Annotated in this window: 21 protein-coding genes; 19 read left to right on the plus strand and 2 right to left on the minus strand. The window is 52.9% G+C overall.

The genetic code is table 11. From position 1 onward, the window contains the following. The first annotated feature begins 85 nt into the window (after positions 1-85). The 16 genes from ispC (at position 86) to tilS (ending at position 20,190) form a co-directional block, all read left to right on the plus strand. Positions 86-1,285 (plus strand): 1-deoxy-D-xylulose-5-phosphate reductoisomerase, encoded by a 1,200-nt coding sequence (ispC, locus tag F3J30_RS16445; RefSeq protein WP_014068971.1) that lies wholly within the window; start codon positions 86-88, stop codon positions 1,283-1,285. A 186-nt stretch (positions 1,286-1,471) separates the two neighbouring features. Then, on the plus strand, positions 1,472-2,230 hold the full coding sequence (ispU, locus tag F3J30_RS16450) for a (2E,6E)-farnesyl-diphosphate-specific ditrans,polycis-undecaprenyl-diphosphate synthase (protein WP_014068972.1): 759 nt from the start codon (positions 1,472-1,474) through the stop codon (positions 2,228-2,230). Between the two features lie 12 nt (positions 2,231-2,242). Beyond that, on the plus strand, positions 2,243-3,100 hold the full coding sequence (gene cdsA / locus F3J30_RS16455; RefSeq protein ID WP_014068973.1) for a phosphatidate cytidylyltransferase: 858 nt from the start codon (positions 2,243-2,245) through the stop codon (positions 3,098-3,100). Positions 3,101-3,111: 11 nt separating this feature from the next. Next, positions 3,112-4,464, plus strand: a complete 1,353-nt coding sequence (gene rseP / locus F3J30_RS16460; RefSeq protein WP_014068974.1) for a sigma E protease regulator RseP — start codon at positions 3,112-3,114, stop codon at positions 4,462-4,464. 29 nt (positions 4,465-4,493) lie between these two features. Next, on the plus strand, positions 4,494-6,926 hold the full coding sequence (gene bamA, locus F3J30_RS16465; RefSeq protein ID WP_166717917.1) for an outer membrane protein assembly factor BamA: 2,433 nt from the start codon (positions 4,494-4,496) through the stop codon (positions 6,924-6,926). A 121-nt stretch (positions 6,927-7,047) separates the two neighbouring features. Then, the gene (skp, locus tag F3J30_RS16470; RefSeq protein WP_014068976.1) at positions 7,048-7,542 is read left to right on the plus strand and encodes a molecular chaperone Skp; all 495 of its coding nucleotides are present in this window, start codon (positions 7,048-7,050) and stop codon (positions 7,540-7,542) included. A gap of 3 nt (positions 7,543-7,545) precedes the next feature. Beyond that, entirely contained in the window at positions 7,546-8,571 is a 1,026-nt protein-coding gene (gene lpxD / locus F3J30_RS16475) for a UDP-3-O-(3-hydroxymyristoyl)glucosamine N-acyltransferase (protein WP_014068977.1), read from the plus strand. Between the two features lie 104 nt (positions 8,572-8,675). Next, positions 8,676-9,131: a 3-hydroxyacyl-ACP dehydratase FabZ gene (gene fabZ, locus F3J30_RS16480; RefSeq protein ID WP_010426706.1), complete on the plus strand. Its 456-nt coding sequence runs from the start codon at positions 8,676-8,678 to the stop codon at positions 9,129-9,131. A 3-nt stretch (positions 9,132-9,134) separates the two neighbouring features. Then, positions 9,135-9,923: an acyl-ACP--UDP-N-acetylglucosamine O-acyltransferase gene (gene lpxA / locus F3J30_RS16485; RefSeq protein ID WP_014068978.1), complete on the plus strand. Its 789-nt coding sequence runs from the start codon at positions 9,135-9,137 to the stop codon at positions 9,921-9,923. Beyond that, positions 9,923-11,071 carry a lipid-A-disaccharide synthase gene (gene lpxB / locus F3J30_RS16490; protein WP_166717918.1) on the plus strand — a complete coding sequence of 383 codons (1,149 nt, stop codon included), beginning with the start codon at positions 9,923-9,925 and terminating at the stop codon, positions 11,069-11,071. Before lpxA ends, lpxB begins: the two co-directional genes overlap by 1 nt. Next, positions 11,068-11,664, plus strand: a complete 597-nt coding sequence (gene rnhB / locus F3J30_RS16495) for a ribonuclease HII (RefSeq protein WP_166717919.1) — start codon at positions 11,068-11,070, stop codon at positions 11,662-11,664. Before lpxB ends, rnhB begins: the two co-directional genes overlap by 4 nt. A 38-nt stretch (positions 11,665-11,702) precedes the next feature. Next, entirely contained in the window at positions 11,703-15,185 is a 3,483-nt protein-coding gene (gene dnaE / locus F3J30_RS16500) for a DNA polymerase III subunit alpha (RefSeq protein WP_166717920.1), read from the plus strand. 12 nt (positions 15,186-15,197) lie between these two features. Next, positions 15,198-16,157, plus strand: a complete 960-nt coding sequence (accA, locus tag F3J30_RS16505) for an acetyl-CoA carboxylase carboxyl transferase subunit alpha (RefSeq protein WP_014068982.1) — start codon at positions 15,198-15,200, stop codon at positions 16,155-16,157. Between the two features lie 100 nt (positions 16,158-16,257). Further along, on the plus strand, positions 16,258-18,390 hold the full coding sequence (locus F3J30_RS16510; protein WP_166717921.1) for a lysine decarboxylase LdcC: 2,133 nt from the start codon (positions 16,258-16,260) through the stop codon (positions 18,388-18,390). 65 nt (positions 18,391-18,455) lie between these two features. Then, positions 18,456-18,845: a VOC family protein gene (locus F3J30_RS16515; RefSeq protein ID WP_166717922.1), complete on the plus strand. Its 390-nt coding sequence runs from the start codon at positions 18,456-18,458 to the stop codon at positions 18,843-18,845. A gap of 58 nt (positions 18,846-18,903) precedes the next feature. Continuing rightward, the gene (gene tilS, locus F3J30_RS16520) at positions 18,904-20,190 is read left to right on the plus strand and encodes a tRNA lysidine(34) synthetase TilS (RefSeq protein WP_166717923.1); all 1,287 of its coding nucleotides are present in this window, start codon (positions 18,904-18,906) and stop codon (positions 20,188-20,190) included. A gap of 29 nt (positions 20,191-20,219) precedes the next feature. On the opposite strand, the gene rof is transcribed toward tilS, so the two are convergent. After that, the gene (gene rof / locus F3J30_RS16525; protein ID WP_010426685.1) at positions 20,220-20,480 is read right to left on the minus strand and encodes a Rho-binding antiterminator; all 261 of its coding nucleotides are present in this window, start codon (positions 20,478-20,480) and stop codon (positions 20,220-20,222) included. Further along, a complete protein-coding gene (locus F3J30_RS16530; protein WP_006173580.1) occupies positions 20,467-20,667 on the minus strand; it encodes a YaeP family protein in 201 nt (66 codons plus the stop codon). The genes rof and F3J30_RS16530 overlap by 14 nt, the downstream gene beginning before the upstream one ends. A gap of 196 nt (positions 20,668-20,863) precedes the next feature. Here F3J30_RS16530 and F3J30_RS16535 point away from each other — a divergent pair, with 196 nt between their 5' ends. Genes F3J30_RS16535 through nlpE form a run of 3 tightly spaced genes read left to right on the plus strand, consistent with a single transcriptional unit; the run spans position 20,864 to position 22,562 of the window. Beyond that, positions 20,864-21,409 (plus strand): YaeQ family protein, encoded by a 546-nt coding sequence (locus tag F3J30_RS16535; RefSeq protein ID WP_166717924.1) that lies wholly within the window; start codon positions 20,864-20,866, stop codon positions 21,407-21,409. Further along, positions 21,406-21,828 (plus strand): alternative ribosome rescue aminoacyl-tRNA hydrolase ArfB, encoded by a 423-nt coding sequence (gene arfB / locus F3J30_RS16540; RefSeq protein ID WP_014068987.1) that lies wholly within the window; start codon positions 21,406-21,408, stop codon positions 21,826-21,828. Before F3J30_RS16535 ends, arfB begins: the two co-directional genes overlap by 4 nt. Positions 21,829-21,863: 35 nt before the next feature. After that, positions 21,864-22,562, plus strand: coding sequence for an envelope stress response activation lipoprotein NlpE (gene nlpE / locus F3J30_RS16545; protein WP_166717925.1), 699 nt, complete (start codon positions 21,864-21,866; stop codon positions 22,560-22,562). Positions 22,563-22,571: the final 9 nt, after the last annotated feature.

Consider the following 22,571-nt stretch of genomic DNA (forward strand, 5'->3'; position numbering starts at 1 on the left):
CACTGATAAACGCCGTTCAGAGAGCCTACGTGGCTTGCTGGCGGCGTTTTGCTTTTATCTGGTCTAACATTTTTCCGGGCATCTCATGAAGCATTTAACTCTCCTTGGCTCAACCGGCTCTATTGGTTGCAGCACTCTCGACGTTGTTCGCCATAATCCTGACATCTACACCGTGACCGCCCTCGTGGCCGGAAAGAATGTGCAGCGCATGGTTGAACAGTGTCTGGAGTTTGCGCCTCGCTATGCGGTAATGGATGACGAGGGCAGTGCTCGCCAGGTGAAAGCCTTGCTGGAAGAGAAGGGCAGCCGTACCGAAGTGTTGAGCGGGCAGCAGGCAGCTTGCGAAATGGCTGCGCTGGATGAGGTTGATCAGGTGATGGCGGCAATCGTCGGCGCGGCAGGGCTTCTGCCAACGCTTGCCGCTATTGATGCCGGTAAAACGGTATTGCTGGCAAATAAAGAGTCATTGGTGACCTGCGGGCGCCTGTTCATGGATGCCGTAAAACAGCGCGGGGCGCGCCTTTTGCCGGTAGACAGCGAACACAACGCGATTTTTCAGAGTTTACCTCAACCTTTTCAACAGAACCTGGGGTACGCTGACCTGGAGCAAAATGGCGTTGTGTCTATTCTGCTTACCGGGTCTGGTGGCCCGTTCCGGGAAACACCACTGTCTGAACTGCGCGCAATGACGCCGGATCAGGCGTGTCGTCATCCGAACTGGTCGATGGGGCGTAAGATCTCCGTTGATTCTGCCACCATGATGAACAAAGGTCTGGAATACATTGAAGCTCGCTGGCTGTTCAACGCATCGGCGAAACAGATGGAAGTGCTGATCCACCCGCAATCGGTGATTCACTCGATGGTGCGTTATCAGGATGGTAGCGTGCTGGCACAGTTGGGTGAGCCGGATATGCGTACACCTATCGCGCACTCAATGGCGTGGCCAAATCGCGTGAAATCGGGCGTAAAACCCCTCGATTTTTGCAAGTTGAGTTCACTGACCTTCAGCGAACCTGACTATGACCGCTACCCGTGTCTGAAGCTTGCCATGAATGCGTTTGACCAGGGGCAAGCAGCGACGACAGCACTCAATGCAGCCAATGAAATTACCGTTGAGGCATTTCTGAATCAGCAAATCCGTTTTACCGATATCGCGGCACTGAATTTGTCGGTACTTGAGATGATGGATTTGCGCGAACCTCAGAGCGTGGAAGAGGTGCTGGCGGTGGATGAACAGGCTCGTATTATTGCGCGTAAACAGGTGACACATCTCGCAAGCTGGTGATAAAGCAGCCACTAGTGGTTGTGCTATTTGTTAGCGTAGGGCTTCAGTGATATAGTCTGCGCCACCTGATCGCAGGAATTTGACTTTACGTGGTCAGGTAAGCCGTGGTTTGACACGGCTTTTTTATGTATAGGCTTCAGTATTCCTGAGTACCGTTAAATCCTTTTCAGGGACTAAAAACGCGTTATGTTGTCTGCGAATCAACCATTAAGCGAAAACTTGCCAGCTCATGGCTGCCGTCATGTAGCAATCATCATGGATGGCAACGGCCGCTGGGCGAAAAGACAAGGGAAGATAAGAGCCTTTGGGCATAAAGCCGGGGCGAAATCTGTTCGCCGCGCCGTTTCTTTTGCCGCTAATAACGGCATTGATGCGTTAACGCTCTATGCTTTTAGCAGTGAAAACTGGAATCGACCTGCGCAGGAAGTCAGTGCGTTGATGGAATTGTTTGTGTGGGCGCTCGACAGCGAAGTAAAAAGCCTGCATCGCCACAACGTCCGCCTGCGTATTATTGGTGAAACCAGTCGTTTTAACTCACGTTTGCAGGAACGAATTCGTAAAGCAGAAGCGTTGACGGAAAATAATACCGGTCTGACGCTCAATATCGCGGCGAATTACGGCGGACGCTGGGATATTATCCAGGGCGTTCGGCATTTGGCCGAACAGGTTCAGGAAGGGCTGTTGAGACCCGACCAAATTGATGAAGAGGCGCTGGGTCAGCAAATCTGCATGAATGAACTGGCTCCCGTGGATTTGGTAATTAGGACAGGGGGGGAGCATCGCATAAGTAACTTTTTGCTTTGGCAAATAGCCTATGCCGAACTTTACTTTACGGATGTTCTCTGGCCCGATTTTGATGAACAAGACTTTGAAGGTGCGCTGCATGCCTTTGCCAATCGAGAGCGTCGTTTCGGCGGCACCGAGCCTGGTGGCGACAACGCCTGATGGGGGTAGCTTTTGCTGAAGTATCGCCTGATTTCCGCTTTTGTATTAATACCCATTGTCATTGCGGCGCTGTTTTTACTGCCCCCAGTGGGATTCGCGATTGTTACGCTGGTGGTGTGTATGCTCGCCGCGTGGGAATGGGGACAGTTTAGCGGCTTTACCTCGCGCACTCAGCGGGTATGGCTGGCGGTGCTCTGTGGCTTTATTCTGGCCCTGATGCTGTTTACATTGCCTGAATATCATCATGATATTCATCAACCGCTGGTTGCTGGCGCGCTTTGGGTGTCGCTGGGCTGGTGGGTTGCCGCGCTGTTGCTGGTGCTTTTTTATCCAGGATCCGCGGCGCTGTGGCGTAATTCTAAAGTTTTACGCCTTATTTTTGGCCTGCTCACAATTGTTCCTTTTTTCTGGGGTATGCTCGCGCTGCGCGCATGGCACTATGACGACAACCATTACAGCGGCGCGTTATGGCTGCTCTACGTGATGATTCTCGTCTGGGGGGCTGACTCAGGTGCTTATATGTTTGGTAAACTGTTTGGCAAACATAAACTCGCACCGAAGGTCTCTCCGGGGAAAACCTGGCAAGGATTCATCGGCGGCTTGTTTACAGCAGCGATTATCTCCTGGGGCTACGGCGTCTGGGCGAATCTTGAGGTTGCACCGTCAACCCTGCTGGTATGCTCTATTTTCGCTGCGCTGGCATCTGTTTTAGGTGATTTGACCGAAAGCATGTTTAAGCGCGAAGCAGGGATCAAAGATAGTGGTCACCTTATCCCAGGACATGGCGGTATACTGGATCGCATTGACAGCCTGACTGCGGCTGTTCCAGTGTTTGCTTGCCTGCTTTTACTGGTATTTGGGACGATTTAACGGAAGGTTTTATGCTGAGCATTCTCTGGAATCTGGCGGCGTTCATAGTTGCACTGGGTGTACTGATTACCGTGCATGAATTTGGCCATTTCTGGGTTGCTCGCCGTTGCGGTGTGCGGGTAGAACGATTTTCCATCGGTTTTGGTAAATCGCTCTGGAAGCGCACCGACAAACATGGCACCGAGTTTGTCCTCGCACTTATTCCTCTGGGCGGTTATGTCAAAATGCTCGACGAACGCGTCGAGCCTGTCGCCCCTGAACTTCGACATAGCGCGTTTAACAACAAAACGGTTGGACAACGCGCCGCCATCATTGCTGCCGGACCGGTAGCCAATTTCATCTTTGCTATTTTCGCCTACTGGCTGGTGTTTATCATCGGCGTCCCTGGCGTTCGTCCGGTTGTGGGTGAAATTGCCCCTAACTCCATTGCGGCGAGTGCGCAAATTACACCAGGGATGGAACTTAAAGCGATTGATGGCATCGAAACCCCTGATTGGGATGCCGTGCGACTGCAACTGGTCGCCAAAATCGGTGATGCGCAGACCACCGTCAGCGTGTCGCCATTTGGTTCTGACCAGCGGCAGAACAAAGTGCTGGATTTACGCCACTGGAGTTTTGAGCCTGACAAAGAGGACCCGGTCTCTGCACTGGGGATTCGACCGCGCGGCGCGCAGATCGAGCCGGTATTAGCTGAAGTACAGGCAAATTCGGCGGCGAGCAAAGCGGGTTTGCAAGCGGGCGACAGGATCGTTAAAGTCGATGGTCAGCCATTAACACAGTGGATGACCTTTGTTAATCTGGTGCGCGATAATCCAGGCACTTCACTCGCACTGGAAGTAGAAAGGCAGGGGAGTCCGCTGTCACTGACGCTTATCCCGGATACCAAATCGGGCGGCAAAAAGGCGGAAGGGTTTGCAGGCGTTGTGCCGAAAGTCATCCCACTGCCTGATGAGTACAAGACAATACGCCAGTATGGGCCGTTCAGCGCCATCCTTGAAGCCACGGATAAAACATGGCAACTGATGAAGCTAACGGTCAACATGTTGGGGAAATTGATAACCGGTGATGTGAAACTGAACAACCTCAGTGGGCCAATCTCTATTGCCCAGGGGGCTGGGATGTCAGCGGAATTCGGGGTGATTTACTATCTCATGTTCCTCGCGCTCATTAGCGTGAACCTTGGGATAATCAACCTGTTCCCGCTTCCCGTATTAGACGGGGGTCATCTGCTGTTTTTAGCGATTGAAAAGCTAAAAGGCGGACCGGTATCCGAGCGAGTTCAAGACTTTAGTTATCGCATTGGCTCGATTTTGCTGGTGCTGTTAATGGGGCTTGCACTTTTCAATGATTTCTCTCGGTTGTAAGAGAGTGTTAGGAAGAACGCATAATAACGATGGCGATGAAAAAGTTGCTCATAGCGTCGCTGCTGTTTAGCAGCGCCACCGTATACGGTGCTGACGGGTTCGTAGTGAAAGACATTCATTTCGAAGGCCTCCAGCGTGTCGCCGTTGGTGCGGCCCTCCTCAGTATGCCTGTACGCCCCGGCGATACGGTTAATGATGATGATATCAGTAACACCATCCGTGCTCTGTTTGCCACCGGCAACTTTGAGGACGTTCGCGTTCTGCGCGATGGTGATACGCTGCTGGTTCAGGTAAAAGAACGCCCAACGATCGCCAGTATCACTTTCTCCGGTAACAAATCGGTTAAAGATGACATGCTCAAGCAAAACCTTGAAGCATCTGGTGTCCGTGTCGGTGAATCTCTGGACCGCACCACTCTTTCCGATATTGAGAAAGGTCTGGAAGATTTCTACTACAGCGTCGGTAAATACAGCGCCAGCGTGAAAGCGGTGGTGACTCCGCTGCCACGTAACCGCGTAGACCTGAAGCTGGTATTCCAGGAAGGTGTCTCTGCGAAGATCCAACAGATCAACATCGTAGGGAACCATGCTTTCAGTACCGACGAACTGATCTCAACCTTCCAGCTGCGCGACGAAGTGCCGTGGTGGAACGTTGTTGGCGATCGTAAATACCAGAAACAGAAACTGGCGGGTGACCTTGAAACCCTGCGCAGCTACTACCTGGATCGCGGTTATGCCCGTTTCAATATTGACTCTACCCAGGTCAGTCTGACTCCGGACAAGAAAGGTATCTACATTACGATTAACATTACTGAAGGCGAGCAGTACAAGCTTTCAGGTGTTGAAGTGAGTGGGAACCTGGCGGGGCACTCTGCAGAGATCGAGTCTCTGACTAAAATTCAGCCGGGCGAGCTGTATAGCGGCGCGAAAGTGACCAAAATGGAAGACAGCATTAAGAAGCTGCTCGGCCGTTACGGTTATGCGTACCCGCGTGTACAAACTCAGCCTGAAATCAACGACACGGATAAGACCGTTAAGCTGCGCGTAAATGTGGATGCGGGCAACCGTTTCTACGTGCGTAAGATCCGTTTCGAAGGTAACGATACCTCCAAAGATTCCGTACTGCGTCGCGAAATGCGTCAGATGGAAGGTGCATGGCTGGGTAGCGACCTGGTAGACCAGGGTAAAGAGCGTCTGAACCGTTTGGGTTACTTTGAAACGGTAGATACCGATACCCAACGCGTACCGGGCAGCCCTGATCAGGTTGATGTCGTCTATAAAGTCAAAGAGCGTAACACCGGTAGCTTTAACTTCGGTGTGGGTTACGGTACTGAAAGCGGCGTGAGCTTCCAGGTGGGTGTTCAGCAGGATAACTGGCTGGGTACAGGTTACTCTGTTGGTATCAACGGCACCAAAAACGACTACCAGACCTATTCTGAGTTCTCTGTTACCAACCCATACTTCACCGTTGACGGTGTAAGCCTGGGTGGTCGTATCTTCTATAACGACTTTAAAGCAGATGATGCAGATCTGTCCTCCTATACCAACAAGAGTTACGGTGTAGACGGAACGCTCGGCTTCCCGATTAACGAATACAACACCCTGCGTGCAGGTTTAGGCTACGTGCATAACGACCTGTCTAACATGCAGCCGCAGGTGGCGATGTGGCGTTACCTGGACTCCATCGGGCAGTCAACCAGTAAGACCGGCGACAACAACGGTTTTGCGGCAGATGACTTCACCTTCAACTATGGCTGGACGTATAACCGTCTTGACCGTGGTTACTTCCCGACGGAAGGTTCTCGCGTCAACCTGAACGGTAAAGTTACCGTACCGGGTTCTGATAACGAGTTCTACAAAGTGACTCTGGATACCGCGTCTTACTTCCCAATCGATGATGACCATAAGTGGGTCGTCTTGGGTCGTACCCGTTGGGGTTATGGCGATGGTTTAGGTGGCAAAGAACTGCCATTCTATGAAAACTTCTATGCGGGTGGTTCCAGCACCGTACGTGGCTTCCAGTCCAACAACATTGGTCCGAAAGCGGTTTACTACGGCGGGAACGATACGGATAACTGCAATAAACCGGCTACGGACAGTAAAGGTCAGTCAAACGTTTGTAGCTCCAATGATGCGGTGGGTGGTAACGCGATGGCAGTCGCCAGCCTGGAGTTCATCACTCCGACGCCGTTTATCAGTGACAAGTATGCAAACTCCGTGCGTACATCCGTATTCTGGGATGCGGGTACAGTGTGGGATACTAACTGGGAGAACACTACTGCGACACGTAATGCCGGTGTTCCTGATTACAGCGATCCGAGCAATATTCGCATGTCTGCGGGTATCGCATTACAATGGATGTCACCGCTGGGGCCGTTGGTCTTCTCTTACGCCCAGCCGTTTAAGAAATATGATGGAGATAAGTCGGAACAGTTCCAGTTTAACATTGGTAAAACCTGGTAATAATCCGCAGCAATGGAATGCACTGGCAGTGTAGCGCTGACAACCGGCGATCGGTTAACGGTCGCCTTGCCACGCAAAGAACGGTACCTTTAGGTGCTAATGGGATGGTAAGGAGTTTATTGTGAAAAAGTGGTTATTAGCTGCAGGTCTCGGTTTAGCGATGGTAACTTCTGCTCAGGCAGCAGACAAAGTTGCAATCGTCAATATGGGTAGCTTGTTCCAGCAGGTTGCGCAGAAAACAGGTGTTTCCGCAACTCTGGAAAACGAGTTCAAAGGCCGTGCAAGCGAACTGCAAGGTATGGAAAACGATCTTCAGTCCAAGATGCAGCGTCTGCAGCGTGATGGTTCTACCATGAAAGCCGCCGATCGCAGCAAAATGGAAAAAGACGTCATGGCGCAGCGCCAGACTTTCTCCCAGAAAGCACAAGCTTTCGAGCAGGATCGTCAGCGTCGTTCTAATGAAGAACGCGGCAAACTGGTGACTCGCATTCAGACCGCTGTTAAATCAGTTGCTGCCGATCAGGGTATCGATCTGGTTGTCGATGCGAATGCCGTTGCTTACAACAGCAGCGATGTTAAAGACATCACCGCTGATGTTCTGAAACAGGTTAAATAAGTAATGCCTTCAATTCGACTGGCTGATTTAGCTCAGCAGTTGGATGCAGAATTACACGGTGATGGCGATCTCGTCATCACCGCTGTTGCGTCCATGCAATCTGCTAAAACTGGCAACATTACCTTCATGGTAAGCCCTAAGTACCGTGAACATCTGGCCCAATGCCAGGCGTCTGCCGTTGTTCTGACGCAGGACGATCTTCCATTTGCCACAGGCGCTGCACTGGTAGTGAAAAATCCCTACCTGACGTATGCACGCATGGCTCAAATTCTTGATACCACGCCGCAGCCGGCACAGAACATTGCTGCCAGTGCAGCGATTGATCCAACGGCGCAGCTGGGTAACAACGTTTCAATTGGCGCAAACGCCGTTATCGAATCCGGGGTTGTGCTCGGCGATAACGTGGTGATTGGCCCAGGTTGTTTCGTTGGGAAAAATACGAAAATTGGCGCCGGTTCCCGTTTATGGGCCAATGTGTCCGTTTACCACGAAGTCGAGATCGGCGAAAATTGCCTCGTTCAGTCCAGTACCGTGATCGGTTCTGACGGCTTTGGTTATGCCAACGATCGTGGTAACTGGGTTAAGATCCCGCAGCTTGGTCGCGTGATTATCGGCGATCGTGTTGAGATCGGTGCCTGTACCACCATTGACCGTGGCGCGCTTGACGACACCATTATTGGTAACGGTGTTATCATCGATAACCAGTGTCAGATTGCACATAACGTTGTGATTGGCGACAATACTGCCGTTGCTGGTGGTGTCATCATGGCGGGCAGCCTCAAAATTGGCCGCTACTGTATGATTGGTGGTGCCAGCGTGATTAACGGGCATATGGAAATATGCGACAAAGTCACGGTAACAGGAATGGGCATGGTGATGCGTCCTATCACTGAGCCAGGCGTCTATTCCTCTGGTATACCGCTACAGCCTAATAAGGTGTGGCGTAAAACAGCAGCTCTGGTGATGAATATTGATGATATGAGCAAGCGACTCAAGGCTCTTGAGCGCAAGATCGATCAACAAGACTAAGCGTTCATCCAATAAACGCTAAATTTCCCGGCCTGTCGGCTTTCTTATAATCCGGCAGGCCGTGTTATTATTGCTATTCAGTACATTTTGACAGGAAGAGTATTTTGACTACTGACACTCATACTCTGCATATTGAAGAGATTTTAGAACTTCTGCCGCACCGCTACCCGTTCTTGCTGGTAGACCGTGTGCTGGATTTTGAAGAAGGTCGTTTTCTGCGCGCAGTGAAAAATGTCTCCGTTAACGAGCCATTCTTCCAGGGGCACTTCCCTGGTAAACCTATCTTCCCGGGTGTGTTGATCCTGGAAGCGATGGCACAGGCTACCGGTATTCTGGCGTTTAAAAGCGTTGGTAAGCTAGAGCCAGGTGAGCTGTATTACTTCGCGGGTATCGATGAAGCGCGCTTTAAGCGTCCAGTCGTGCCTGGTGATCAGATGATCATGGAAGTCACTTTTGAAAAAACGCGTCGCGGCCTGACTCGCTTCAAAGGCGTAGCTCTGGTTGACGGCAAAGTTGTTTGCGAAGCGACGATGATGTGTGCTCGTAGCCGGGAGTCCTGATACGTGATTGATAAATCCGCCTTTATTCATCCTACTGCTATTGTGGAAACCGGTGCCATCATCGGTGCTAACGTTCACATTGGCCCGTTTTGTATTGTTGGACCCCATGTCGAAATTGGTGAGGGTACAGTACTGAAATCTCATGTCGTGGTGAATGGTCATACGACTATTGGCTGCAATAACGAGATCTATCAGTTCGCCTCCATCGGCGAAGTTAACCAGGATCTGAAATATGCTGGTGAAGCGACCCGTCTGGAAATCGGCGATCGTAACCGTATTCGCGAAAGCGTCACCATTCATCGTGGAACAGTACAGGGTGGTGGATTGACGAAGGTGGGCAGCGACAACCTGTTTATGGTCAATGCACACATCGCGCATGACTGTACCGTAGGTAGCCGTTGTATTCTTGCCAACAACGCAACGCTGGCAGGACACGTATCGGTTGATGATTTCGCAATCATTGGTGGCATGACCGCAGTTCATCAGTTCTGCATCATTGGTGCACACGTGATGGTTGGCGGTTGCTCCGGCGTGGCGCAAGACGTCCCGCCGTATGTGATTGCGCAGGGCAACCATGCAACGCCGTTTGGCGTTAACATCGAAGGCCTCAAGCGTCGTGGTTTCAGCCGCGAAGCGATTACAGCCATCCGTAACGCGTACAAACTTCTGTACCGTAGCGGTAAAACGCTGGAAGAGGCGAAGCCGGAAATTGCCGAGCTGGCGAATAAGCACCCTGAAGTGAATGCGTTCATGGAATTCTTTGAACGTTCAACGCGTGGTCTGATTCGTTAATGGTCGACAGTCGTCCGCTTACGATAGCCCTGGTCGCCGGAGAAACCTCCGGCGATATTCTTGGTGCAGGTCTCATCCGCGCGCTCAAGGCTCGTGTACCCAATGCTCGCTTTGTTGGCGTAGCAGGCCCGCTGATGCAGGCTGAAGGCTGTGAAGCCTGGTATGAAATGGAAGAACTGGCGGTGATGGGCATTGTTGAAGTGCTCGGTCGTTTACGTCGTCTTCTGCATATTCGTGCCGATCTCACCCGTCGTTTTACCGACCTCAAACCTGATGTGTTTGTCGGTATCGATGCACCTGATTTCAACATTACCCTTGAAGGGAATCTGAAAAAACAGGGCATCAAAACCATTCATTATGTCAGTCCATCCGTCTGGGCGTGGCGACAGAAACGCGTTTTCAAAATCGGTAGATCCACCAATCTGGTGCTGGCTTTTCTGCCTTTCGAAAAAGCGTTTTATGACAAATTTAATGTCCCGTGTCGTTTTATCGGTCATACCATGGCGGATGCGATGCCGCTTGAGCCAGATAAAAATGCAGCGCGTGACGTTCTGGGTATTCCGCACGATGTGCACTGTCTGGCGCTGTTGCCTGGAAGCCGTGGCGCTGAAGTGGAAATGCTCAGTGCCGATTTCCTGAAAACGGCGCAGATTCTTCGCCAGACGTACCCTGACCTTGAAGTGGTTGTGCCGCTGGTTAATGCCAAACGCCGTGAGCAGTTTGAGCGCATTAAAGCCGATGTTGCGCCCGATCTCCGCGTTCATATGCTGGACGGGAAGGGGCGTGAAGCGATGGTCGCCAGCGATGCCGCACTGCTGGCATCGGGCACGGCTGCACTGGAGTGTATGCTGGCGAAATGTCCGATGGTGGTGGGCTATCGCATGAAGCCATTCACCTTCTGGCTGGCGAAACGTCTGGTGAAAACCGACTACGTTTCACTGCCAAACCTACTTGCCGGGCGCGAGCTGGTGAAAGAGCTCTTGCAGGATGAGTGCCAGCCGCAGGCGTTGGCCGATGCGCTATTGCCGCTTCTTGCAGACGGTAAAACCAGCCACCTGATGCATGACACATTCCGGGAATTGCATCAGCAGATCCGCTGTAATGCCGATGAGCAAGCGGCTGACGCGGTGCTGGAGCTAGCAAAATGATGGAATTTATTTACCCGCACACGCATCTCGTTGCTGGTGTGGATGAAGTAGGGCGCGGTCCGTTGGTTGGCGCAGTGGTCACCGCAGCGGTGATCCTCGATCCTGCGCGTCCGATAATTGGCCTGAACGATTCGAAAAAACTGTCTGAAAAGCGCCGACTGGCGTTGTTCGACGAGATAAAAGAACATGCGCTGGCCTGGAGTCTTGGGCGCGCAGAGCCGCATGAGATCGATGAACTGAACATCCTGCACGCCACCATGCTGGCGATGCAGCGTGCGGTGGCAGGCCTGAAAATCGTTCCCGAATACGTACTGATTGATGGTAACCGCTGCCCTGCCTTGCCAGTGCCATCCATGGCGGTCGTCAAAGGCGATAGCCGGGTAGCTGAAATCAGTGCGGCTTCTATTATTGCCAAAGTGACACGCGATGCCGAAATGGCCGCGCTGGACCTCACTTATCCCCAGTATGGTTTTGCCCAGCACAAGGGATATCCAACCGCTTTCCATCTGGAAAAGCTGGCTGAACATGGCGCAACTGAACATCATCGGCGTAGTTTTGGCCCGGTGAAACGTGCGCTGGGACTGGTGTCCTGAATCAAGACGCAAGCAATTAAGTAACGCGGAATCTGAAGATGGCTGAACCACGTTTCGTACACCTGCGGGTGCATAGCGACTACTCCATGATCGATGGGCTGGCAAAGACCGGGCCGCTGGTGAAAAAGGCGGCCGCTCTGGGTATGCCTGCGCTGGCGATCACCGATTTTACCAACCTGTGTGGCCTGGTGAAGTTCTACGGAACGGCGCATGGCGCAGGGTTAAAACCTATCGTCGGGGCAGATTTTCATGTGCAGAGCGAGCTGCTTGGCGATGAAATGACGCAGATAACCGTGCTGGCCATGAACAACACGGGTTATCAGAACCTCACTCTGCTTATCTCAAAAGCATATCAGCGCGGATATGGCGCGCTGGGGCCGTGGATCGACCGCGACTGGCTGGCTGAGCTGAACGAAGGTTTGCTGCTGATTTCAGGCGGCCGCATGGGTGATGTCGGCCAGAGTCTGCTGCGTGGCAATAGTGCGCTGGTTGATCAGTGCATTGCATTCTATGAAGAGTATTTCCCGGATCGCTACTATCTGGAGCTGATCCGTACCGGACGTGCGGACGAAGAGAACTATCTTCATGCGGCGGTTGCGCTTGCCGAAGAGCGTGGTTTGCCCGTTGTGGCGACGAACGATGTGCGTTTTCTTGAGCCGGGTGACTTTGACGCCCACGAAATTCGTGTCGCTATCCACGATGGTTTTACCCTCGATGACCCAAAACGCCCGCGTAACTACTCGTCGCAGCAGTATATGCGTAATGAAGACGAGATGTGCGAGCTCTTCTCTGACATCCCGGAAGCGCTGGAAAACAGCGTAGAGATTGCCAAACGCTGTAACGTTACCGTACGTCTGGGTGAGTATTTCCTGCCGCAGTTCCCGACGGGCGACATGACCACGGAAGATTTCCTGGTTGTGAAATCGAAAGAAGGTCTGGAAGAGCGTCTGGAATTCCTGTTCCCGGATGAGGCCGTCCGCAAAGAAAAACGCCCGCCGTATGATGAGCGTCTGGATATCGAACTCCAGGTTATTAACCAGATGGGTTTCCCAGGTTACTTCCTGATCGTAATGGAGTTTATCCAGTGGTCGAAAGATAACGGCGTGCCGGTAGGCCCTGGACGTGGTTCCGGTGCGGGCTCGCTGGTGGCTTACGCACTCAAAATTACCGACCTCGATCCGCTGGAATTTGACCTGCTGTTCGAACGTTTCCTTAACCCGGAACGTGTATCCATGCCTGACTTCGACGTTGACTTCTGTATGGAGAAACGCGACCAGGTTATCGAACACGTAGCGGACATGTACGGCCGTGATGCGGTCTCGCAGATTATTACCTTCGGTACGATGGCAGCGAAAGCGGTTATCCGCGACGTGGGCCGTGTTCTGGGCCATCCGTATGGCTTTGTTGATCGCATCTCGAAACTGGTTCCGCCCGATCCAGGTATGACGCTGGCGAAAGCCTTTGAAGCCGAGCCGCAGCTGCCAGAAATCTACGAAGCAGACGAAGAAGTTAAAGCGCTGATCGACATGGCGCGTAAGCTCGAAGGGGTCACGCGTAACGCCGGTAAACATGCGGGTGGTGTGGTAATTGCGCCCACCAAAATTACCGATTTTGCGCCGCTCTATTGTGACGAAGCCGGGCAGCACCCGGTTACCCAGTTTGATAAGAACGACGTGGAATATGCCGGGCTGGTGAAGTTCGACTTCCTCGGCCTGCGTACGTTGACGATCATCGACTGGGCGCTGAAGATGATCAACCCGCGCCGCGAAAAGCAAGGTCTTGAGCCAATAGACATTGCCGCCATACCGCTGGATGATAAGAAAAGTTTCGATATGCTGCAACGCTCGGAAACCACAGCGGTTTTCCAGCTTGAATCCCGCGGCATGAAAGATCTGATCAAGCGTCTGCAACCCGACTGCTTCGAAGATATGATCGCACTGGTGGCCCTGTTCCGTCCTGGCCCGCTGCAATCAGGGATGGTAGATAACTTTATCGACCGTAAACACGGTCGCGAAGAGATTTCCTACCCGGATGTTCAGTGGCAGCATGAAAGCCTGAAACCGGTACTGGAGCCAACCTATGGCATCATCCTGTACCAGGAACAGGTTATGCAGATTGCCCAGGTGCTCTCTGGTTATACCCTCGGCGGCGCGGATATGTTGCGTCGTGCAATGGGTAAGAAAAAGCCGGAAGAGATGGCCAAGCAGCGCGGCACCTTCGAAGAAGGGGCAAAAAATAACGGCGTTGATGGCGAACTGGCGATGAAAATCTTCGACCTGGTGGAGAAATTCGCCGGGTACGGATTTAACAAATCTCACTCTGCCGCCTATGCTTTGGTTTCGTACCAGACGCTGTGGCTGAAAGCGCACTATCCGGCTGAGTTTATGGCGGCGGTAATGACTGCCGATATGGACAACACTGAAAAGGTGGTTGGCCTGGTAGACGAATGCTGGCGCATGGGGCTTAAGATCCTGCCGCCGGACATTAACTCTGGTCTGTACCATTTCCACGTTAACGAACACGGGGAAATTGTCTACGGGATCGGCGCGATCAAAGGTGTGGGTGAAGGTCCGATCGAGGCGATCATCGAAGCGCGTAACAACGGCGGTTACTTCCGTGAGTTGTTCGATCTGTGCGCCCGTACCGATACCAAAAAATTGAACCGCCGCGTGCTTGAAAAGCTGATCATGTCTGGTGCGTTCGACAGACTCGGTCCACACCGTGCCGCACTGATGAACTCGCTCGGCGATGCGCTGAAAGCTGCCGATCAGCACGCAAAAGCGGAAGCCATTGGCCAGGCAGATATGTTTGGCGTACTGGCAGAAGAGCCAGAGCAGGTTGAGCAGTCGTATTCCAACTGCCAGCCGTGGCCAGAACAGGTCGTACTGGATGGAGAACGTGAAACGTTAGGCTTGTACCTGACGGGTCACCCCATCAACCAGTACATCAAAGAAATTGAGCGCTATGTCGGAGGCAACAGGCTAAAAGACATGCATCCGACAGATCGTGGTAAAATCACCACGGCTGCGGGGCTCGTGATTGCTGCAAGGGTTATGGTCACCAAGCGCGGCAATCGAATCGGCATCTGTACGCTGGATGACCGTTCCGGGCGGCTGGAGGTGATGTTGTTCACCGACGCGCTGGATAAATACCAGCAATTGCTGGAAAAAGACCGCATACTTATCGTCAGCGGACAGGTCAGCTTTGATGACTTCAGCGGGGGGCTTAAAATGACCGCCCGCGAAGTGATGGACATTGACGAAGCCCGGGAAAAATATGCTCGCGGGCTTGCTATCTCGCTGACGGACAGGCAAATTGATGACCAGCTTTTAAACCGACTCCGTCAGTCTCTGGAACCCCACCGCTCGGGGACAATTCCAGTACATCTCTACTATCAGAGGGCGGATGCACGTGCGCGGTTGCGCTTTGGTGCAACGTGGCGTGTCTCTCCGAGCGATCGTTTACTAAACGATCTCCGTGGCCTCATTGGTTCGGAGCAGGTGGAACTGGAGTTTGACTAATACAGGAATACTATGAGTCTGAATTTCCTTGATTTCGAACAGCCGATTGCAGAGCTGGAAGCGAAAATCGATTCTCTGACCGCGGTTAGCCGTCAGGATGAAAAACTGGATATTAACATCGACGAAGAAGTGCATCGTCTGCGCGAAAAAAGCGTAGAACTGACGCGCAAAATCTTTGCCGATCTCGGCGCATGGCAGATTGCCCAGCTGGCGCGTCACCCACAGCGTCCGTACACCCTGGATTATGTCCGCCTGGCGTTTGATGAATTTGACGAACTGGCAGGCGATCGCGCGTATGCCGACGACAAAGCTATCGTTGGCGGTATCGCTCGTTTGGACGGACGCCCGGTGATGATCATTGGTCATCAGAAAGGTCGTGAAACCAAAGAAAAAATCCGTCGTAACTTCGGGATGCCTGCACCAGAAGGCTACCGTAAGGCACTGCGTCTGATGGAGATGGCTGAGCGTTTTAACATGCCAATCATCACCTTCATCGACACCCCGGGTGCATACCCAGGTGTGGGCGCGGAAGAGCGCGGCCAGTCTGAAGCCATTGCACGCAACCTGCGTGAAATGTCTCGTCTGAGCGTTCCGGTCATCTGTACCGTTATCGGTGAGGGTGGTTCCGGTGGTGCGCTGGCAATCGGCGTGGGTGATAAAGTGAATATGCTGCAATACAGCACCTATTCTGTTATCTCCCCGGAAGGTTGTGCATCTATTCTTTGGAAGAGTGCGGACAAAGCGCCTCTGGCTGCCGAAGCGATGGGCATCATTGCTCCGCGCCTGAAAGAGCTGAAGCTTATCGACTCCGTTATCCCAGAACCTCTGGGTGGTGCGCACCGTAAGCCGGAAGTGATGGCTGCTTCCCTGAAAGCACAGCTGCTGGCAGACCTGGCGGACCTTGATGTGCTGAGCAAAGAAGAGCTGCTGAACCGCCGTTATCAGCGTCTGATGACCTACGGTTACGCATAAACTTCACAATTATCTGAAAAGCCGCACAATGTTGCGGCTTTTTTTATACCTGCGGTTTACCCTGGCTATGCTTAGCTAATGTTTTTCAAGGAGGTAAACCATGAACATTATTGCCATCATGGGGCCACATGGCGTCTTTTATAAAGACGAGCCCATCAAGGAGCTGGAGCAGACACTACAGTCCCGCGGATACCAGCTCATCTGGCCGCATAACAGCGCCGATCTGCTGAAGTTCATCGAACATAACCCGCGAATCTGCGGTGTTATCTTTGACTGGGATGAGTACGACCTGGAGCTGTGCAGCGAAATTAACAAGCTGAACGAATATCTTCCGCTGTATGCCTTTATTAATACCCACTCCACGATGGACGTCAGCGCACATGATATGCGTATGGCACTGTGGTTCTTTGAATACTCACTTGGCGTGGCGGAAGATATTGCGACCCGCATTCAGCAATACACCCGTGAATACCTCGATAACATCACGCCGCCGTTCACCCGGGCGCTGTTCACTTATGTGAAGGAAGGAAAATACACCTTTTGCACGCCTGGCCACATGGCGGGAACGGCGTATCAGAAAAGCCCGGTGGGCTGCCTGTTCTATGATTTCTTCGGCGGCAACACCCTTAAGGCGGATGTGTCGATTTCAGTGACTGAACTGGGATCTCTGCTGGACCATACCGGCCCGCATCTTGAGGCCGAAGAGTATATCGCCCGTACCTTTGGGGCCGAACAGAGCTACATGGTGACCAACGGCACCTCGACGTCGAATAAAATCGTTGGCATGTATGCAGCACCGGCCGGAAGCACGTTGCTGATTGACCGTAACTGCCATAAGTCTCTGGCCCATTTATTGATGATGAGCGATGTCGTCCCGCTCTGGCTGTCGCCCACGCGTAATGCGCTCGGTATTCTGGGCGGGATCCCACGCCGTGAATTTAGCCATGCGGGCATTGAAAGCAAAGTGGCCTCAGTAGCCGGTGCCAGCTGGCCCGTCCATGCGGTGATTACCAACTCGACTTACGACGGCCTGCTGTACAACACCAACTGGATAAAGCAAACGCTGGATGTGCCCTCGATTCACTTTGATTCCGCCTGGGTGCCTTATACCAACTTCCACCCGATTTACGCAGGCAAAAGCGGAATGAGCGGTGAGCGAGTACCGGGTAAAGTGTTCTTCGAAACGCAGTCGACCCATAAAATGCTGGCTGCGTTTTCTCAGGCTTCACTTATCCACATCAAGGGTGACTATGACGAAGAGACTTTCAACGAAGCCTTTATGATGCATACCACTACTTCACCAAGTTATCCGCTGGTGGCCTCTATTGAAACAGCGGCGGCAATGTTACGTGGCAATCCGGGCAAGCGTTTAATCAATCGTTCGGTGGAACGAGCGCTGCATTTCCGCAAAGAGGTTCAGCGCCTGAAAGAAGAAGCCGACGGCTGGTTCTTTGACATCTGGCAGCCGGAAGAGATTGAGGAGGCTGAGTGCTGGCCGGTTTCGCCTGGTGAAAGCTGGCACGGTTTCCGTGATGCCGATGCAGACCACATGTTCCTCGACCCGGTAAAAGTGACGATCCTGACCCCGGGTATGGATGAACAAGGCAATATGAGCGATGAAGGGATCCCCGCTGCGCTGGTGGCGAAATTCCTTGATGAACGCGGCGTTGTGGTAGAAAAAACCGGGCCGTATAACCTGCTGTTCCTGTTCAGTATTGGGATCGACAAAACCCGCGCGATGGGGCTGTTGCGGGGGCTGATGGAGTTTAAACGCGCTTACGATCTGAATCTGCGGGTCAAAAATATGCTGCCGGATCTCTATGCGGAAGATCCTGATTTCTACCGTAATATGCGTATTCAGGATCTGGCTCAGGGGATCCACAAGCTGATCCGCCAGCACGATCTGCCGCGTCTGATGTTACAGGCCTTTGACGTTCTTCCGGAAATGAAGCTGACGCCGCATAAGGCCTGGCAGCGTCAGGTCAAAGGCGAGGTGCAAACCGTCGAGCTGGAAAACCTGGTCGGGCGAGTGTCGGCCAATATGATCCTGCCTTACCCGCCGGGCGTTCCACTTCTGATGCCGGGTGAGATGATCACCGAAGAGAGCCGGGCGGTACTCGATTTTCTGCTGATGCTCTGCTCCGTGGGCCGCCACTACCCGGGCTTTGAAACGGACATCCACGGTGCGAAGCGTGATGAACAGGGCGTTTACTGGGTCAGAGTCCTAAAATAAGTGGGACGACTTGCGTGGTTTGGGTTTTCGGTTGTAACGTTCTGGCTTCATAAAAAGGAGAAGCTATGCTGGGTTTAAAACAGGTTCATCATATAGCGATCATTGCGACCGATTACGAGAAGAGTAAGTCTTTCTACTGCGATATTCTGGGCTTTACGCTGTTGAGCGAAGTCTATCGCGAGGAGCGTGACTCCTGGAAAGGCGATCTCGCGTTAAACGGGCAGTATGTGATTGAGCTGTTTTCTTTTCCTTTCCCGCCTGCGCGTCCGTCGCGTCCGGAAGCCTGTGGTTTGCGCCATCTGGCCTTTAGCGTTGATGACCTTGATAGCGCGGTGAAGCATCTGGAAGCGCATGGTGTGAAGTGTGAAGCCATTCGCATCGATCCCTTTACGGATAAGCGATTTACCTTCTTCAACGACCCGGATGGCCTTCCGCTGGAGCTTTACCAGCAGTAATGTCCGCCATGTGTGATAATGCCCGTCTTGTTCGGGCATTTTTTTGCGCAAACCTTTTATGACCTTACCCGTTATCGCACATGCTGTTTCACCGTACCGCCAGCTGCTGGTGGGGTTTAGCGGTGGGCTGGATTCAACCGTTCTGCTTCATCGCCTTAAATGCTGGCGCGATCAAGAGCCTGACGTCCAGATCAGGGCAATACATATCCATCACGGGTTGAGTCCTCATGCGGATGCCTGGGTGAAACACTGCGAGGCGCTGTGTGCAGCGTGGGCAATCCCGCTGCACGTTGAGCGGGTGATACTCGAGGATGAAGGTCTGGGTATTGAGGCGCAGGCGCGTAAGGCCCGTTACGCTGCCTTTGCCAGTTCAATTCTGCCCGGCGAAGCGCTGGTGACGGCGCAGCATCTGGACGATCAGTGTGAAACCTTTTTGCTCGCGCTTAAGCGTGGAAGCGGCCCGGCGGGATTGTCCGCTATGCCTGAGCGGGCGAATTTTGCTGATACCGCGTTAATCCGCCCATTGCTGGGTGAGACGCGTGCCTCGCTGGAGGTCTGGGCGCGGGAGCATGGCCTGCACTGGATTGAAGATGAAAGCAATCAGGACGACAGCTATGACCGTAATTTCCTGCGTCTTCGTGTCCTGCCACAGCTGACTGAGCGCTGGGGGCATTTTGCCGAAGCCACGGCCCGCAGCGCCATGCTGTGTGCTGAGCAGGAAAGCCTGCTGGACGAGTTACTGAGTGCAGAATTGGCCGAGCTGGTTTCTGCTGATGGCGCGCTGGCTATCGCACCGATGGAAGCAATGAGTGCGGTGCGTCGTGCTGCCCTGCTAAGACGGTGGCTGGCATCGCATAACGCCCCTATGCCATCGCGGGCGATGCTGAGCCGTCTCTGGGACGAGGTTGCTCAGGCGCGTGACGATGCCGCACCTTGTCTGCATCTGAATGGGTATGAGGTAAGACGCTATAAAGGGCAGCTCTGGTGGATTAAATCTGCTCCTTCGCTGTCTGATGTGGTGCTCGTCTGGTCGCACTCTGGCGACGCGCTGGAGCTGCCCTATGGCGCGGGAAAGGTTTCCCTGGCGAATACGGGTCATGTGCGTCTGCCGAAAGACGATGAGTCCGTTACCGTGCGCTTTAAAGCCCGCGGGATGTTGCATATTGTCGGCAGAAACGGCGGGCGGAAGCTGAAAAAGATATGGCAGGAGTGCAATGTCCCCCCCTGGCGTCGTGATGCCACGCCTTTGCTTTTCTACGGTGAAACGCTGATTGCGGCTGCGGGTGTCTTTGTCACTGAAGAGGGTTGGTCAGAAGAGGGTGTCTGTTTTGAGTGGAAAGTGTAACGGGCAGTCTGGCTGCCCGTTAGGGGTAATCAGGACTCGCTTACCACGACTGTGCCGATTTCCGGGTGGCTGAAGCTGGCAATTTTGTCCAGGCGAAGCTCACGCGTCGCGCCGGCATCTTCCACTATCAGATATTCCACATTCTTTCGTGAAACCAGGTCGCTGGCTTTCGCCTTCAATACTTCGCCATCTTTTAGCTCCAGCGTCAGTATTAAATGATGCTGGCAGGCGAGTTCGAGGTTGTCATAGTCATCACAATTGATGGGTTGATAAGTATCATTCATCGACATAATCGCTCACCAGTAAATTCGCCGCAGCATATGCTGCTTTTTCCCTGACCGATTCTGAAAGGCTCTCATCAGAGGCCACTTCATTAAGCACTTTCAATACACAGCCCAACGCATCCGGGATGTATCCCAGATCCCCGCTGGCGATTTCCGCATACCTTTTGCGAATTAACTCACAATAATTATTCACATCCCCTCCCGCCAGCGCACTGACTTACTGTGAGATATCATTAAGCCTACGAAGATAAACTCGGTTTAGCAAGGTGACTATACCATACTCATTCAAGCAATATCAGCGCCTTGATGGTGACGCATTCATCACCTGGTAACAGCCTTTTCGCGCTATTTTCGCTACAATGTGCGCCTGATTCGAAAGGAGTTCTCTCATGGCGCTGAAAGCGACAATTTATAAAGCTGTGGTCAATGTGGCGGATCTTGACCGCAACCAGTTTCTCGATGCGTCATTGACGCTGGCGCGTCACCCTTCTGAAACCCAGGAACGCATGATGCTGCGCCTGCTGGCGTGGATTAAGTATGCCGACGAGCGCCTGCAATTTACGCGTGGTTTAAGTGCGGAGGACGAGCCAGAAGCCTGGCTGCGCAACGATCACCTGGGTATCGATTTGTGGATTGAACTCGGCCTGCCGGATGAGCGCCGTGTGAAAAAGGCCTGCACCCAGTCCGCGGAAGTGGCGTTATTCGCGTATAATCAGCGTGCTGCGGAGATCTGGTGGCAACAGAGTAAGAGCAAGTGCGGACAGTTTAAAAATCTCACGGTATGGTATCTGGATGATGAGCAACTGGCTCAGTTGAGTGAGTTTGCCAGCCGCACAATGGTATTGCAGGCGACGATTCAGGACGGGGCTATCTGGCTTTCTGACTCTCAGAATAATCTGGAAATTCATCTGGCGGCGTGGCAACCCTCCGCATGATTGTCTTATCCCGGAATGTCAGTATCCCTGATAACGAGCTGGAGATCACCGCGATCCGCGCGCAGGGGGCGGGTGGGCAGCATGTCAATAAGGCTTCAACGGCCATCCATTTGCGCTTTGACATCCGGGCCTCCAGCCTGCCAGAGTATTATAAAGAAAGTTTGCTTGCCGCCAGCCATCATCTGATTACCAGCGATGGCGTGATAGTGATTAAAGCGCAGGAGTACCGCAGCCAGGAGTTAAACCGGGAAGCGGCGATCTCCAGACTGGTAGCAGTCATTAAAGAGTTAACCGCAGTACAGAAAAGCCGTCGCCCTACGCGGCCAACCCGCGCTTCAAAAGAGCGCCGGTTGTCGTCGAAGGCGCAAAAATCCACAGTGAAGGCACTTCGCGGTAAAGTTCGTCGCCCCACAGAGTGACGAAAAGGAACATTATTTTTCATAAGGATTTCATTGTGAAAAAAGCACTATTGTCAGCATTGGCAGTGAGTACGCTCTTTGCACTTTTCGGGTGTAACAACCGTACGGAAACACAGGCATTACAGCCAACGCAGTCTGAAGAATTAAAACCGATGCAGCAGAGCTGGCGCGGCGTGCTGCCGTGCGCCGATTGTGAAGGTATCGAAACCTCGTTATTCCTGGAAAAAGACGGTACCTGGGTTATGAACCAGCACTATCAGGGCGCGAAAGGTCCTTCTTCCTTCGCTACCTATGGCACCTGGGCACGCACCGCTGAGAAACTGGTCCTGACGGATTCGACAGGCGAGAAAACCTGGTTCCGCCCTAAAGGTGAAGGGATGGAGATGCTCGATCGTGAAGGCAATCCGATTGAGTCACAGTTCAACTACACCCTTGCACCTGTCAAAGCGGCACTCCCGGCCACGCCAATGGCGATGCGGGGTATGTATTTCTACATGGCTGATGCGGCGGTATTTACTGACTGCGCGACAGGTAAGAAAGTCAGCGTGGCGAACAATGCCCAGCTGGAACGTGATTTTGCCGTAGCGCGTGGCAATGATAGTAAGCCGGTATTACTGACGGTTGATGGTCATTTCACGATGGAGCCAAACCCGGATAGCGGGGAGATGGTGAAAACGCTGGTGGCGGATAAAGACGCGAAATTCCTGGCGGGCAAAGATTGCAGCAGTCAATAAGCTGAGTTA

Source organism: Enterobacter sp. Tr-810 (genome assembly GCF_011752765.1).
Lineage (GTDB): Bacteria > Pseudomonadota > Gammaproteobacteria > Enterobacterales > Enterobacteriaceae > Enterobacter > Enterobacter soli.

Coding starts and splice junctions, on each gene's coding strand:
- arfB (WP_014068987.1), top strand. CDS start 21,406: ATGATTGTCTTATCCCGGAATGTCAGTATCCCTGATAACGAGCTGGAG.
- F3J30_RS16535 (WP_166717924.1), top strand. CDS start 20,864: ATGGCGCTGAAAGCGACAATTTATAAAGCTGTGGTCAATGTGGCGGAT.
- ispC (WP_014068971.1), top strand. CDS start 86: ATGAAGCATTTAACTCTCCTTGGCTCAACCGGCTCTATTGGTTGCAGC.
- lpxB (WP_166717918.1), top strand. CDS start 9,923: ATGGTCGACAGTCGTCCGCTTACGATAGCCCTGGTCGCCGGAGAAACC.
- dnaE (WP_166717920.1), top strand. CDS start 11,703: ATGGCTGAACCACGTTTCGTACACCTGCGGGTGCATAGCGACTACTCC.
- accA (WP_014068982.1), top strand. CDS start 15,198: ATGAGTCTGAATTTCCTTGATTTCGAACAGCCGATTGCAGAGCTGGAA.
- rseP (WP_014068974.1), top strand. CDS start 3,112: ATGCTGAGCATTCTCTGGAATCTGGCGGCGTTCATAGTTGCACTGGGT.
- F3J30_RS16515 (WP_166717922.1), top strand. CDS start 18,456: ATGCTGGGTTTAAAACAGGTTCATCATATAGCGATCATTGCGACCGAT.
- rnhB (WP_166717919.1), top strand. CDS start 11,068: ATGATGGAATTTATTTACCCGCACACGCATCTCGTTGCTGGTGTGGAT.
- bamA (WP_166717917.1), top strand. CDS start 4,494: ATGGCGATGAAAAAGTTGCTCATAGCGTCGCTGCTGTTTAGCAGCGCC.
- lpxD (WP_014068977.1), top strand. CDS start 7,546: ATGCCTTCAATTCGACTGGCTGATTTAGCTCAGCAGTTGGATGCAGAA.
- ispU (WP_014068972.1), top strand. CDS start 1,472: ATGTTGTCTGCGAATCAACCATTAAGCGAAAACTTGCCAGCTCATGGC.
- F3J30_RS16510 (WP_166717921.1), top strand. CDS start 16,258: ATGAACATTATTGCCATCATGGGGCCACATGGCGTCTTTTATAAAGAC.
- rof (WP_010426685.1), bottom strand. CDS start 20,480: ATGTCGATGAATGATACTTATCAACCCATCAATTGTGATGACTATGAC.
- tilS (WP_166717923.1), top strand. CDS start 18,904: ATGACCTTACCCGTTATCGCACATGCTGTTTCACCGTACCGCCAGCTG.